Source organism: Alicyclobacillus kakegawensis NBRC 103104 (assembly GCF_001552655.1).
Classification (GTDB): domain Bacteria; phylum Bacillota; class Bacilli; order Alicyclobacillales; family Alicyclobacillaceae; genus Alicyclobacillus_G; species Alicyclobacillus_G kakegawensis.
In genome coordinates this window covers 1-14,263 of sequence record NZ_BCRP01000011.1, presented here as the reverse complement: position 1 = coordinate 14,263, position 14,263 = coordinate 1, and the positions used below count along the sequence as shown (strand labels likewise).

9 protein-coding genes and 1 pseudogene are annotated in these 14,263 nt (G+C 64.6%); 9 read left to right on the top strand and 1 reads right to left on the bottom strand.

Annotation, left to right across the window (positions count from 1 at the left end; all coding sequences use genetic code 11):
* Positions 1 to 10: 10 nt before the first annotated feature.
* The gene (locus AK2_RS09875; protein WP_067933838.1) at positions 11 to 1,288 is read left to right on the top strand and encodes a metallophosphoesterase family protein; all 1,278 of its coding nucleotides are present in this window, start codon (positions 11 to 13) and stop codon (positions 1,286 to 1,288) included.
* On the top strand, positions 1,275 to 5,066 hold the full coding sequence (locus tag AK2_RS09870) for an AAA family ATPase (protein WP_067933836.1): 3,792 nt from the start codon (positions 1,275 to 1,277) through the stop codon (positions 5,064 to 5,066). The genes AK2_RS09875 and AK2_RS09870 overlap by 14 nt, the downstream gene beginning before the upstream one ends.
* A 14-nt stretch (positions 5,067 to 5,080) precedes the next feature.
* Here AK2_RS09870 and AK2_RS09865 read toward each other — a convergent pair whose 3' ends face one another.
* Positions 5,081 to 5,812, bottom strand: a complete 732-nt coding sequence (locus AK2_RS09865; RefSeq protein ID WP_067933834.1) for a pseudouridine synthase — start codon at positions 5,810 to 5,812, stop codon at positions 5,081 to 5,083.
* 190 nt (positions 5,813 to 6,002) lie between these two features.
* Between AK2_RS09865 and mmgD the strand changes: the two genes are divergently transcribed.
* The 7 genes and pseudogenes from mmgD to AK2_RS09830 all read left to right on the top strand — a co-directional run bounded on the left by mmgD (position 6,003) and on the right by AK2_RS09830 (position 13,812).
* Positions 6,003 to 7,118 (top strand): citrate synthase, encoded by a 1,116-nt coding sequence (mmgD, locus tag AK2_RS09860; RefSeq protein ID WP_067933832.1) that lies wholly within the window; start codon positions 6,003 to 6,005, stop codon positions 7,116 to 7,118.
* A gap of 61 nt (positions 7,119 to 7,179) precedes the next feature.
* Complete coding sequence (locus AK2_RS09855; RefSeq protein WP_067933828.1) at positions 7,180 to 8,649, top strand: bifunctional 2-methylcitrate dehydratase/aconitate hydratase; 1,470 nt, start codon at positions 7,180 to 7,182, stop codon at positions 8,647 to 8,649.
* Positions 8,650 to 8,761: 112 nt separating this feature from the next.
* The gene (gene prpB / locus AK2_RS09850; RefSeq protein WP_067933825.1) at positions 8,762 to 9,679 is read left to right on the top strand and encodes a methylisocitrate lyase; all 918 of its coding nucleotides are present in this window, start codon (positions 8,762 to 8,764) and stop codon (positions 9,677 to 9,679) included.
* A 75-nt stretch (positions 9,680 to 9,754) separates the two neighbouring features.
* A complete protein-coding gene (locus tag AK2_RS17460) occupies positions 9,755 to 10,093 on the top strand; it encodes an Rpn/YhgA-type helix-turn-helix domain-containing protein (RefSeq protein ID WP_067933823.1) in 339 nt (112 codons plus the stop codon).
* 186 nt (positions 10,094 to 10,279) lie between these two features.
* Entirely contained in the window at positions 10,280 to 11,125 is an 846-nt protein-coding gene (gene ahlS, locus AK2_RS09840) for an AhlS family quorum-quenching N-acyl homoserine lactonase (RefSeq protein ID WP_067933820.1), read from the top strand.
* Positions 11,126 to 11,142: 17 nt separating this feature from the next.
* Positions 11,143 to 12,266 (top strand): annotated as a pseudogene (locus tag AK2_RS09835) (zinc-dependent alcohol dehydrogenase family protein).
* Between the two features lie 100 nt (positions 12,267 to 12,366).
* Positions 12,367 to 13,812 carry an NAD-dependent succinate-semialdehyde dehydrogenase gene (locus AK2_RS09830; protein WP_067933818.1) on the top strand — a complete coding sequence of 482 codons (1,446 nt, stop codon included), beginning with the start codon at positions 12,367 to 12,369 and terminating at the stop codon, positions 13,810 to 13,812.
* The last annotated feature ends 451 nt before the right edge of the window (positions 13,813 to 14,263 follow it).

The window sequence follows — 14,263 nt, the reverse complement described above, 5'->3', positions numbered from 1 at the left end:
AGGGAGTCCGATGCGGGTCTTGCATACGGCCGACTGGCACTTTGGCAAAACCCTGGAAGGCCGGGATCGGTTGCCGGAACAGGCGCAGTTTGTGGACGAACTGGTGCGCATCTGCGAGGAAGAGAGTGTGCAGCTGGTGCTGGTGGCGGGGGACGTGTTCCAGACGGTCAACCCGAGCGCGGAGGCCGAGGAGCTGTTCTACGAGGCGTTGGACCGGCTGGCCGCCGGAGGGCGGCGCGCAGTGGTGGTGATAGCCGGCAACCACGACAACCCGGAGCGCATCGCCGCGCCCAAACCGCTGGCGGATAGGCTCGGCATCACGCTCATCGGCCGTCCGCACGACGAGTTGCCGCCGAGTCCACCGCATACCGGCGGCGTGCGCCGCCTGGACGCCGGCCCCTCGTGGCTGGAGGTGGCCGTGCCCGATTGTCCGCACACCGCCGTCATCGCGGCTCTGCCGTACCCGTCGGAGGCGCGGCTGCGCGAGCTTTTGACCCAGAGCCTGGATGAAGAGGATATGCAGAAAAGCTACAGTGAGCGCATCGCCCGCCTGCTGGCCGGGCTGGCCGCCCACTACCGGGCTGACACGGTCAACCTGGCGATGAGCCACCTGTTCGTGCAAGGCGGCATTGAATCGGACTCGGAGATCCCGATTCAAGTCGGCGGCACGTACGCTGTCGCGCCGGATGCCTTTCCCGCGGCGGCCCAGTATGTCGCCCTCGGGCATTTGCACCGGCCGCAGATTGTACAGGGAGCGCAGGTGCCGGCGCGTTACTCCGGATCTCCCCTGGCGTACAGCTTTTCCGAGGTGGGATACGCCAAGTCGGTGGTGCTGGTGGATGTGGAACCCGCCCGACCGGCAGCTGTGCGCGAGATTCACCTGTCCGCCGGTCGGCCGCTGGTGCGCTGGGTGGCGCGGGGCGGGCTTGTGGAAGCAGCGCGCTGGGTCGCGGAAGGGCGCGACGCGAACGCCTGGATTGATCTAGAAATCCACCTGACCGAAGCCCTTTCCATCCAAGACACGCAGAATCTGCGCCAGTTGCACCCCGGTTTTGTCAGCATCCGTCCGGTCTTTGTGGGCAGCGGCGAGCTGCGTCCGAGCGAGGGGTTGGCCAACCTGTCGATAGACCAAATCTTTGTCCGCTTCTTCGAAAAGCAGCGCGGTGTGGCGCCGGACGATGGGCTGGTGCGCCTGTTTTTGGAACTGGCCGCCGAGGGTGCCGACGCGGTCTCGGATGGATCCGCCGACGCAGCCGACGAGGAGGTTGTTGCCCGTGAAGCCGATTGAACTGCGCATCCGCGGCTTGCACAGCTTTCGCGAGGAGCAGGTCATCCCGTTCGCCGAGTTGGCCCAAGACGGCGTGTTCGGCATCTTTGGCCCCACCGGCAGCGGCAAGTCCTCCATCCTGGACGCGATGACGCTGGCCTTGTTCGGCAGCGTGACGCGGGCGGATCACAACACGCGCGGCATCCTCAACCACGCCGAGGACCGGCTGGCGGTGGCGTTTGAGTTTGCCATCGGCCGCGCGCAGGACCGCCGCCGTTACCGGGTGGAACGGGCGTACCGGCGGCGCGACGAGGTGGCCGTGCAGAACGTGCGCAGCCGTCTGGTCGAGGTGACGGACGGGGGCGACGTGGTCCTGGCGGACAAAGACTCGGAAGTGACCGCTCGCGTCAAGGACATCCTCGGCCTGGAGCTGGACGACTTCACGCGGGCGGTGGTGTTGCCCCAGGGGCGGTTTGCCGAGTTTCTCAACCTGCGCGGCGCCGACAGAAACCGCATGCTGCAGCGCCTGTTTGCGCTGGAGCGGTACGGCGACAGGTTGATGCAGCGGCTGCGGGAGCGCTGGGATGAGCGGCGGCTGCAGCATGAGGCCGTGGTCAATCGCCAGCAAGGTCTGGGAGACGCATCGCCGGAAGCCCTGGCGGCGGCGCGGGAGGCAGAGGCGCAGGCCGCCCTGGCGGAGGCTGTCTGCCGGCAGCGGCTGGACAAGCTGTCCGCCGAGTACGATGAAGCGCGCCGGCTGCGCGCGGCCCAGGCCGAACTGGCGCAGGTCCAGGCTGGGATTGCCGAACACCAGCGGCAGGCGGAATCGATGCAACAGCTGGCGGGGCGACTGGCCCGCGCCGCGGCGGCCGAGGCTGTGTGGCCGGTGGTGGAGGCGCAGCAAACGGCCGCGCTGGAGGCGGACGCCGCCCGGACGCAACTGGCGGCGGCGGAGACGGCTTGGGATGCCGCCCATGCCCGGGAACAGGCGCTGCGCAGCCAATCTGAAGCGGCAAAACAGAGGCTGGCGCAGCAACAACCTGCGCTGGCCGAGCGCCGCCACCGGTTGACCGCTCTGCAGCAGAGTGAGCGGGAACTGTTGGATTTGCGGCAACGCCTGGCCGAACTGGACGAACGGCGCCGGGCGATGGACAGGGCGTGGGCGGACAAGACGACGGCTGAGCGGCACCTGCGCCAGCAGTTGCAAGCAGCCGAACACCAAGCGGCCGACGCGGAGGCGAAGCTGGCCGCCAGCCGCGTTCCCATCCCGCTTCGCCAGGCGCTGCAGGCGGCCAAAGACGGCGAGGGCAGGTACCAGCAGGCGGCGGCGCAGGCGCGGCGTGCCGAGCAGCGGGTTCGCCAGCGGGAAGAGGCGAAGGATGCGGCCGCGGCCCAGCTTGCCCGCCTGCGCGCCGAGCAAGAGCGGGTGGAGCAAGCGTGGCGGGAAGCGCGAGCCCAGTTGGAGGCGCTGGCGCCGCCGCTGGACGAGGAGGAGTTGCGGCAGCGGCAGACACGGCTCGCGGTGTCCGGCCGTCCCCTGTGGGAGGCCTGGCGCAACGGTTTGGCGCGCTGGCAAGAGCGGGTGCAGCAGTGCGAACAGGCGAAAGCGGCCTGCGCCAAGGCCCAGGAGCGTCTTGCCGAGGCTGAACGCGCGCTTGAGCGGGTCTTGGCGCGTCAGCGGGAGGCGCAGCGCCTGCAGGGGGAGGCCGTGTGGGTGGACAGGCTGGCCATGGCCCAGCTCCTGGCGGAAGGGCTGCAGGAGGGCGATCCGTGTCCGGTCTGCGGCAGTGTACACCACCCGCAGCTGGCCGTCCCTGCCGGTGCCGCCCATGTGGCCGGTTTGGCCGCGATGGAGACGGCCGCAGCGGCGCTCCGGATGGCGCAGGACGAGCTGGATCAGGCGCAGGCGCGTGTACGGGCGGATCAACAGGAGCTGGCGGTGGCGGCGTCGCAGTATGAGAGTATCCAGCAGGCGGCCCGGGAGCAGGCGGTCGAATTGGCAGACGTGTATAAAAAGGTGACCGCGGCCTGGCCGGAGTGGGAGAATCCAGCGGGGATTGGACGGGCAAAGGTCCCGGCAGCCGGCGCCAACGGCGCGGCGGGGGCCGGGGATGAGGCCGGTGATGGGGTTTTCGGGCTTGAACCCGGCCCCCGGCCGGTGCATTTGGACGCGGCGGCCTGCCAGGCGTTTGCCGCGTTTCTCAACTTGGAACACCAGCGCCTGCAGGAGTTGTCCCGGGGGCTCGAGGACTGGCGCCAGCGCCAGGCGGCATGGGAGGCGCAGCTTGCGCAGCGGGAGGAGGCGCGGCGCCAGGTTCAGGAGCGGCTGGCGCGGGCCGAGGCGGTGTTGTCTGTCGCGGAGGCAGAGTGGCAGCGGGCGCGGGCGGACGCGGAGGAGGCCAGCGCCGCGCTCTGTGCGGCCTGGCGGCAATGGTGCGGGTCCCTGGCGGCCGCTGGTTGGCCTGGGTCCGAGGCCGCGGACGAGAATGAGGATGACATCAACCAGGCGACGTACGCCGGGGCGTGGCTGGCACAAGCCGTGGCTGACGTGGAGGAACGGGATCGGCAAATGGAGGCGGCCAACCAAGAGTTGATGGAAGCGCGGCAAGTGCAGCAAGAGGTGCAGCCCAAGCTCGAGGCGGTGAGCGCAGAGCTGCAGAGCCTGGCGGAGGAGCGGCGGCGCGCCGAGTGGCAAACGCAGGATTGGGTCGCCAAGGCGGACGACCTGGCCGCCGTGCTCGACAGGGAGACGGGCGGGCGGCCGATTGCCGAGGCGCTGGCTGAGCTGGCGACGCAGGCCGAGAGACTGACGGCCGCGGTGGAGCAGGCGGAGGCGGAACTGGCGGCTGCCAGCGAGCAGTTGGGGCGGCTGGACAAGGAGCGCACGGCTTGGCACACGCGGGTGGAGACGGCCACAGCGCGGCTTGAGACGGCTGCGGCCGCGCTGGACGCGGCCCTGGCGGACGCCGGGTTTGCGTCCATCGGGGACGTGGCCGACGCTCGCTTTACCGACACCGAGCAATCCGAAGCCAGGGCGCGGTTGCAGGCCTACGAGGACGAGGGGCGCCGCCTGGCGGAAGAGCGGCGGCGGCTGCTCGCGACACTGGATGGCCGGTTTGTCGATGACGACGCTTGGGAAGCCATCTGCCAGGCGCAGCGAGAGGCGGAGGAGGCGTTGAGCGTGGCCACCCGCGAACTCGGCCGCGCGGAGGAAGCGGCGCGCGATGTGGAACGACGCCACGCGGAGTGGACACGGTTGGAGGAACAGCGCCGCGCCTTGCAGGCGGAGCTGGACAACCTGCAGACGTTGCGGCAACTGTTCAGCGGCAACAAGTTTGTCGAGTTTGTCGCTCAGGAGCAGTTGGAACTTGTGGCGCGCATGGCCTCGGACAGGCTGCATCAGTTGACCCGCGGTCGCTATGCGCTTGAGGTGGCGGCGGACGGCCGGTTTGTCATGCGCGACGACTTCAACGGCGGCGTCCGCAGGCCGGTCACCTCGCTCTCTGGCGGCGAGACGTTCTTGACCTCGCTGGCGCTGGCGCTCTCGCTCTCGACCCAGATTCAACTGCGCGGCCGTCACCCGCTCGAGTTTTTCTTTCTCGATGAAGGGTTTGGCACCCTGGATGCGGAGCGGCTGGACGTGGTGATGTCGACGTTGGAGCGGCTGCGCCTGGAGCAACTGACGATTGGCGTCATCAGCCACGTTCCGGAGTTGCGGGCGCGCATGCCGCGCCGCCTCATCGTACAGCCTGCTGAGCCGGCCGGACGCGGTAGCCGCGTGCGACTGGAGTTGGCGTAGGTTTCGGGTGTCGCCTATCCCAGGCTGCCGGCGGACTGAAGCAGGTCCAGCTCACCAGGAGAGAGTTCCCGGTACGCCCCCGGGGCCAGGGACGCATCAAGCTCCAGCGGCCCCATGGCTACCCGCTTGAGGTATACCACTCGCTTGCCGACGGCGGCAAACATCCGTTTGACCTGATGAAACTTCCCTTCGAAAATCGTCAGTTCGACCTCCGATTCGGCGCCCTGGCGGAGAATGGCGAGTTCGCCCGGCATGGTCTTGTAGCCGTCATCCAACACCACCCCGGCGGCGAACGCCCGTGCGTCCGCCTCGGTTACCAAGCCGGCCACCCGGACAAAGTAGCGTTTGGGCACGTGCCGGTTGGGTGAAATCAGCCGGTGCGCCAGCTTGCCGTCGGTGGTCAGGAGCAACAACCCTTCCGTGTCCTTGTCCAGGCGCCCGACCGGAAACGGGGCGAACGCGCGCAGCTCCGGATCAATCAGGTCCAGCACCGTCCGCTGCGCTGCGTCGGTCGTCGCCGACAGCACCCCTTGCGGCTTGTTCATCATCAGGTACAGGTGCCTCCGAAACGGAATCACCCGGCCATCCACTTCCACCGTGTCGGCCTCGGGATGCACGTACATCCCCGGGTCACGCGCCGGCAAGCCGTTGACAAAGATTCGTTCCTCGCGGATCATCTTCTTCACCTGTTTGCGCGTGGCCACTCGCATGTGTGTCAACATCCTGTCGATGCGCAGCTTGTCCATCTCTCCGCGTCCCTCCGCTGGATGAATCTTCTGCCATTCAGTGTACACGCATTTCTCTCTGGACCCAATTGAAGCGTCATGCCGGCGCAATGTTCAAAAACATCCTTTGAGGGCAAACAATCTAGATATAGAATAATAGGTGAGAGCGAGCGGGGCTTCCTATCATAACATGAGAGAGGGCGTGTGTCGTATGGCGATCAGCGAGGCCTATCGTCCGGGTTTGGAAGGAGTCATCGCCGCAGAGACCGGGATTTCCTATCTTGACGTGGAACACGAACAGATTGTCGTGCGGGGCTACGATTTGATTGAGCTTGCCAACACGAAGCGGTACCTCGACGTGGTCTTTTTGCTCTGGAATCGTAACCTGCCCACGGAGGAAGAACGAGAGCGACTGGAGCAAACCCTGGCTGAGAACTTAAGCCTGCCCGACGGGGTGTTGGATGTCCTCCGTTCCCTGCCGCAGCGGACCCATCCCATGGATGCCTTGCGCACAGGCCTGTCCGCACTGGCCGGATATGATCCGCTGCTCGACGATCGATCTGCCCAGGCCAACCGGGAAAAAGGCGCGCGCATCCTGGCGCGCATGCCTCATCTGGTGGCGAACGGCTATCACATCCTGCAGGGAGAGCGCCCCGTGATGCCTGCTCCGGACCTTTCTTTTTCAGCCAACTTTCTGTACATGATCACGGGCAGGCGGCCCACAGCGTTGGAAGAGGCTGTCTTTGACCAATCGCTGATTGTCTACAGTGAACACGAGATGCCCAATTCCACCTTCGCCGCCCGCGTCATCTCCTCGACGCAATCCGACATCTACGGTGCCCTGACCGGGGCGGTCGCCTCCCTCAAGGGCAGCCTCCACGGCGGGGCCAACGAGGCTGTGATGCGCATGCTGGAACAGGTGCAGACAGCCGACCAATTGGAGCAGGAGATGAAAAGGAGGCTGGCACAGAAAGAGCGCATCATGGGCTTCGGCCATCGGGTCTACATGAGACGCCCGGACCCACGGGCCCTGCTGATGAAAGAAGCGCTGAAGAAACTGGTCGGTGAAAGCGGAAACAGGGAAATCTTGGAGATCTGCGAACGAGGCGAGGCGGTGATGTACCAGGAGAAAGGGCTCTATCCCAACCTGGACTACTACGCGGCTCCCGTATACTACCTGCTGGGCATCCCGATTCCCTTGTACACACCGGTCTTCTTCGCGGCCAGAACGGCGGGGTTGGTGGCCCACGTGATGGAGCAGCACGACCATAACCGGCTCTTTCGCCCGCGGGTGCACTACACCGGCCCACGGGGTCTGCGTCCATAGTCGACGCAACATTGGTATCATAACAAGGGAGCCTACGCCTTCGTCGCGCTTGGCCTTTCGCATGATCAACGCGAGAAAAGGAGACATTCACGTGCCAGCGAACCGAAACCCGCAGTCCCAATATGATCCGCTCATCGCCGAGATTTCGGACTATGTCCTGGATGCCCAGATCAGCAGCCGGGAAGCGTACACCACAGCCCGGTATGTACTGATGGACGCGCTTGGCTGCGGCATGCTCGCCCTGCGCTTCCCGGAGTGCACGAAACTGCTGGGGCCGCTGGTGCCAGGCGCCACACTCCCCGGCGGTGCGCGCGTACCGGGCACCTCCTTCGAGCTCGATCCGGTCCAAGCCGCGTTCAACATCGGTGCCATGAACCGCTGGCTGGACTACAACGATACCTTCCTCGCCGCCGAGTGGGGCCACCCGTCCGACAACCTGGCCGCCATCTTGGCCACAGCCGATTACCTGAGCCGCCAACGCGCCGCCCGCGGCAAACCGGGCCTCGACATGAATGCGGTTTTGACCGCGATGATCAAGGCGCACGAGATTCAGGGCGTGTTGGCGCTCGAGAACAGCCTCAACCGGGTGGGGCTGGACCATGTCCTGTTTGTCAAGGTGGCCTCCACCGCCGTGGTCACCGCCCTGCTCGGGGGTAGTCGGGAGGAAGTGCAAAGCGCCCTGTCCAACGCCTTCGTCGACAACGGCAGTCTGCGCACCTACCGGCACGCGCCGAATACCGGATCGCGCAAGTCGTGGGCGGCCGGGGACGCGGCCAGCCGCGCCGTGCGCCTGGCCCTGATGGCGCGCAGGGGGGAGATGGGCTACCCGAGCGCCTTGTCCGCGCCGGGCTGGGGCTTTGAGGACGTGGTGCTGCGCGGCAAGCGCCTCACCTTGCAACGGCCGCTGTCGTCCTACGTGATGGAGAACGTGCTGTTCAAGGTTTCTTATCCGGCTGAGTTCCACGCCCAGACAGCAGCCGAGTGTGCCATTGCCCTGCACGAGCAGGTCAAGGACCGCCTCGACGAGATTGACCGCATCACAATTTTCACCCAGGAATCGGCCATCCGCATCATCGACAAGACTGGGCCGCTCCACAACCCGGCGGACCGGGACCACTGCATCCAGTACGTGGTGGCCATCGGGCTCTTGTTCGGCACGCTGACCGCCGAGCACTACGAGGACGATGTCGCGGCGGATGTGCGCATCGACCGCCTGCGGGAAAAGATGGTGGTGGTGGAGGACGAGCAGTACAGCCGCGATTATCTGGATCCCGACAAGCGCTCCATCGCCAACGCGATTCAGATTCATTTCCGCGACGGAACCCAGACGGACAAGGTAGAGCAGCACTATCCGCTCGGACACCGTTTCCGCCGCGCCGAGGCGATGCCCAAACTGGAGCAGAAGTTCCGGGCCAACCTGGAGACCCGTTTCCCGGAAAAGCAGGTGCAGCAGATTGTTCAGCTCATTCAGGACGAGGAGCGCTTGATGCGCACCGAGGTGCAGGACTTCGTGGATCTGTTCGTGATCTGACAGATTATGGACCGTTGCACAGCCGCATGCCGATGCAGCATGATGGACAGGGGCGGGGGCCTGTCGGGGCCCCCGCCCGGTCCGCGATGCCAACTGTCGAGGAGGAACTCCCTTGTCTTGGTTGATACGAGAGGAAGCCAATCAATCACAACTGGCTCAGCGCTTTCGGGAACTGATGAACGGGCCGACAGTGCTGCAGATGCCCGGCGCCCACGACGCGATGGCCGCCTTGGTCGCGCAGAAGGTCGGGTTTCAGGCCCTCTACTTGTCCGGCGCCGCGTATACCGCCAGCCGCGGCCTGCCCGATTTGGGCGTCGTTACGTCCACGGAGATGGCCGAGCGCGCCCGCGACCTGGTGCGGGCGACCGGCCTGCCGGTCCTGGTGGACATCGATACCGGCTACGGAGGGATTTTGAACGTGGCGCGCACAGCGCGCGAGATGGTGGAGGCCAACGTTGCCGCGGTCCAGATAGAAGACCAGGAGATGCCGAAAAAGTGCGGCCACCTCAACGGCAAGAAACTGATTCCGGCGGAGGAGATGGCGCAGAAGATCCGCACTATCAAGGAGATTGCCCCTTCGCTGGTGGTCATTGCCCGCACCGACGCCAAATCGGTGGAAGGCTTGGACGCGGCCCTGGCGCGCATGCGCCAGTACGTGGCCGCCGGCGCCGACGGCCTGTTCCCCGAGGCCCTCTCCAGTGAGGAGGAGTTTGCCCGCGTCGGCCAGGAGCTGGGTCGCGACGTCCCGCTTCTCGCCAACATGACCGAGTTTGGCAAAACGCCGTACTACACAGCCGCGCAATTTGCCTCCTGGGGGTTCAAAATGGTCATCTATCCGGTCACATCGCTGCGCGTGGCCGCCAAGGCGTACGAGCGGGTGTTCCAGGAGATCCTGACAGAAGGGACGCAGGCGAAATCCCTGGGGGACATGCAGACCCGCAAGGAATTGTATGAGACCATCCGCTATTACGACTACGAAGACCTGGACAATCACATCGCTAAAACGGTGCTGCCTGAAATCGGGAGCTGACGCTGGGCCCGGAGGGCCGCCGGGCCGCCTACGGAACTCGACGAGGTTGTTATCCGCCAACAGTCCACAGACATCGTGTTTAAGTTGGAATCCGGAGATATTCTGCACCTGGAATTTCAATCGCAACGGGAGCGTACGCTGTATCGGTTTCTTTCCTACGACGTCGCCTTGGCCGAACGGTTTGACCGTAAGGAGGCAATGGGGATGACGGACGTGGTTCGTGAACTGATGGAGGAGGCCGAGCAGGAAGGTTGGCAGAAGGGTCTCGAACAGGGACGCAAGGAGGGCCTCCAGCAAGGCCGCCAGGAGGTGGCTCTGAAGCTGCTCGCCGAAGGAGTCAGCCTTGATGTCGTCGTCAAGACAACCGGCTTGACCCGGGAGGAAATGGAGACACTCCGTCGGCAAATCCATTGATGCATGGATGAAACACCTCACGTACATGACCCCGGGACGTTTCTGACAGGTGAATCCCCCAGAAAAGTCGGCCTCGTCACGATCCGACAGGCGTTGGATGCAGATGTGCATCGAGAGCTGCGCTGTTCTAGTGGCGGACGGATCGTTCATAGATATCCACCATGAACCGTGAGAGGTGATGAAGCTATGAACACTATGAAACCGCATCCAAAGCTGTACGTGATGGACAACGGTCGCATGCGCATGGACAAGAACTGGATGATTGCCATGCACAACCCGGCAACCGCCGAGGAACCCAACCGGCCCAACGAAATGGTGGAGTTTCCCATCTACACGGTGCTGATTGACCACCCGGAAGGCAAGATTCTCTTCGACACATCCTGCAACCCAAACTCCATGGGTCCGAGCGGGCGCTGGGCGGAAGTCACCCAATCGCAGTTTCCTTGGACCGCCAATGAGGAGTGCTACCTGCACAACCGACTCGAGCAACTGCGCGTCCGGCCGGAGGACATTCGGTATGTGATTGCCTCGCACTTGCATCTTGACCACGCAGGGTGCCTGGAGATGTTCACGAATGCGACTATTGTCGTTCACGAGGACGAGTTTCATGGAGCGCTGGAAGTCTATGCGCGTAATCAAAAGGCGGGCGCCTACATTTGGGCGGACATCGACGCCTGGATTCGCAACAACCTGCAGTGGCGCACCATCAAGCGGCACGAGGACAACCTTGTGTTGGCCGACGGGGTGCGCGTGCTCAACTTCGGCAGCGGACATGCCTGGGGGATGCTGGGGCTGTACGTGCAGTTGCCGGAGAAGGGCAACATCATCCTCGCCTCGGACGCGATTTACACCAAGGAGAGCTACGGACCCCCGGTCAAGCCGCCGGGCATCATCTACGATTCCGTCGGCTTCGTCCGCACGGTCGAGCGCATTCGCGCGCTGGCCAACGAGTACAAGGCTGACGTCTGGTTTGGTCACGATGCGGAGCAGTTCGCGACCTTGCGCAAGTCGGACGAAGGGTATTACGAGTAGGCTGGAGGGGATGCAGGATGAAGACCAAAGCCGCAGTTCTGTATGAGATGGGCTGCCCGCCCCGTACACGGAGAGCCGGCCGCTGAAAATCGAGACCCTGGACCTGGATGCGCCAGGTCCCGGCGAGGTGCTGGTGCGCATCCGGGCGGCGGGCCTGTGTCACTCCGACCTGTCGGTCATCAACGGATCGCGCCCGCGACCTACTCCGATGGCGCTCGGCCACGAGGCGGCCGGCGAAGTGGTGGAAGTGGGGCCCGGCGTGAACGACCTGCGCCACGGCGACCATGTGGTATGCGCGTTTGTGCCCAGCTGCGGCCACTGCCTGCCCTGTCAAGAGGGGCGCCCCGCCCTGTGTGAGCCGGGTGCGGCCGCCAATACCGAGGGGACCCTGTTGTCCGGGGAGCGCCGGCTGTCCTTGCACGGCTCGCCCATCCATCACCATCTCGGCGTATCCGGCTTTAGTGAATACGCCGTCATCGCCCGCAATTCGCTGATTCCGGTGGATGCGGACGTACCGTTTCACCAGGTGGCTTTGTTTGGCTGCGCCGTTATCACTGGGGTCGGCGCCGTGGTCAACACGGCGCGCGTGCCGGTGGGAGCGAGTGTGGCTATCGTTGGGCTGGGGGGCGTCGGCCTGTCTGCCTTGCTGGGTGCGCGTGTGGCCGGGGCCGCCCGCATCGTCGCCGTCGATGTCAATCCCGACAAGCTGTCCCTGGCCGAGAGCCTGGGCGCCACGGACACGTTCGACGCGCGCGATCCGGACGTGACCCGTCGCATCCGCGACGCCACGCGGGGCGGAGTCGAGTACGCGTTTGAAACCGCGGGCGCGGTGCCAGCGCTGCAAACTGCCTTCGCCATCACGCGCCGCGGCGGAACCACCGTGACCAGTGGCTTGCCGCATCCGGACCATCAGTTCTCGTTTCCGCAGGTGATACTGACAGCGGAAGAGCGCACCCTGAAAGGGTCCTACGTCGGCAGTTGTGTTCCCAGCAGGGACATCCCGCGCTTTATCGAATTGTTTAAGCAGGGGAGGCTTCCCGTGGACAAATTGTTGACAGCCACCCTGCCTTTGGAGGACATTAACAGTGGGTTTGATCGACTCGACCGGGGAGAAGTCTCCCGGTTGGTAGTCAGCGTGTAACGTGTGCGTCTACGCGCATGAACGAAACGGTGTACCCGAGGCGCGCGTGCGCCTGTGGACGCTGCTTTGGGCAACCTTGTCAAGGGAGTGACGGCCAGCCATGGAACTGGGAACCTATCAGAACTACATCGGCGGGGAGTGGACAAACGGCTTCGCGAAGGAGACGTTCGACGTGGTCAATCCGGCCACCGAACAGGTCGTAGCGACGGTGCCCAACGCCACGCCCGAAGACATGCAAGCGGCGATTGACAAGGCGGCGGTCGTTCAGGACGAGTGGGCGGAGACCCTGGCCGGAGATCGTGCGCGCATCCTGCGCGAAGCGGCCGCCAAGATGCGGGCGGAGGCGGACAGGCTGGCGCGCATCATGACCATGGAGGAAGGCAAGCCGCTGGCCGAGGCGCGCGGCGAAGTCAACTACGCGGCGTCGTTTTTGGATTGGTTTGCGGAAGAGGCCCCACGCGTTTACGGCGACACGATTCCCTCCAGTTCGCCCGACAAACGCCTGTTGGTCATCAAGCGGCCGGTTGGTGTCACGGCTGCGATTACGCCCTGGAACTTCCCGGCAGCTATGATCACGCGCAAGCTCGGGCCCGCGCTGGCCGCCGGCTGTACGATGATCATAAAACCCTCCGAGCTCACGCCGCTGTCCGCCTTGGAATTGGCGCGCATCTTTGAGGAAGTCGGATTGCCCAAAGGCGTGCTGTCTGTCCTCGTCGGCACGGACGCGCCCGCGTTGGCCAAGGTGATCATGGACGATATTCGCGTCAGGAAGGTGTCGTTCACCGGATCGACCGAGGTGGGTAAAATCTTGATGCGCCAGGCGGCCGACACCGTGAAACGCGTCTCCATGGAGCTGGGCGGCCACGCCCCGTTCCTCGTCTTTGCGGACGCGGACTTGGAGGCGGCCGTAGCGAACGCGGTCAGTTGCAAAATGCGCGGCATGGGCGAGACGTGCGTCTCCGCCAACCGTATCTATGTGCAGCGCCCCATCTACGAAGAGTTCGTGCAGAAACTGGCCGAACGGATGGGCAGCATGCGGGTGGGCAATGGCCTGGAGGACGGCGTGACAGTGGGGCCGCTGATTGAGCCGGCGGCCATTGAGAAGGTGAAACGCCACGTGGCGGACGCCGTCGCCAAGGGAGCCCGCCTGGTGGTCGGCGGGGAGGCAAAACCGGCGCCGGGCTGGTTCTACACGCCGACCGTCTTGGCCGACGTCAATCACTCCATGCTCATCACGAAGGAGGAGACGTTTGGCCCGGTGGCGGCCGTGCTGCCTTTCGATACCGAGGAGGAGGCTGTTCGCTACGCCAACGACACTCCTTACGGCTTGGCTGCGTATTACTTCACCCGCGATGTCGGCCGTGTCTTCCGGCTGGCGGAACGCCTGCAGTATGGCATTCTCGGCGCCAACGACGGCGTTCCTTCCACCGCCCAAGCGCCGTTCGGAGGCGTGAAAGAATCGGGTGTCGGACGCGAAGGCAGCAAGTACGGGATCGCAGAGTACCTTGACATCAAGTACGTGTCGCTGGGTGGCATTCTCGGTTAACCGGGTTGCCCGGCATATCTCGCGGGACGGTCTCGTCAGCTGCAAAGCGTGAGAGCGGCCTGTGCGCCAGACGGCGCTGCAGGCCGCTTTGCCATGCCTCCACCCAGCGCGCCCGCAACCAGGACGAAGCGGAATGTTTCTTGCATTGTGGCACATTATGTCGTACCATGTCGGTACTACATACGTAGAATGCGTGCCCAAATTCCAATGGTCACGGTCAACCAACGGAATCCTCGGATGCAAAGCCGCGGGTCCACGGACAGAGAGGCTCTGTGCGGGAGGCCGGGCTGCCACGGAACGAATCGGCATATGGAACTTTTACAGCAGCGGCAGCCCCCGATTTGGTGCCGCTGTTGGGCGTTTTTGGACAAAGGAGAGAAATGAGATATGAAGCCGTTTTGTGGGGTGAATCAGAATATGGTTGAAAAACCATATTCCCCCTCCGGGGGGG

Coding starts and splice junctions, on each gene's coding strand:
- AK2_RS09875 (WP_067933838.1), top strand. CDS start 11: ATGCGGGTCTTGCATACGGCCGACTGGCACTTTGGCAAAACCCTGGAA.
- AK2_RS09865 (WP_067933834.1), bottom strand. CDS start 5,812: ATGGACAAGCTGCGCATCGACAGGATGTTGACACACATGCGAGTGGCC.
- mmgD (WP_067933832.1), top strand. CDS start 6,003: ATGGCGATCAGCGAGGCCTATCGTCCGGGTTTGGAAGGAGTCATCGCC.
- AK2_RS09855 (WP_067933828.1), top strand. CDS start 7,180: ATGATCAACGCGAGAAAAGGAGACATTCACGTGCCAGCGAACCGAAAC.
- ahlS (WP_067933820.1), top strand. CDS start 10,280: ATGAACACTATGAAACCGCATCCAAAGCTGTACGTGATGGACAACGGT.
- AK2_RS09830 (WP_067933818.1), top strand. CDS start 12,367: ATGGAACTGGGAACCTATCAGAACTACATCGGCGGGGAGTGGACAAAC.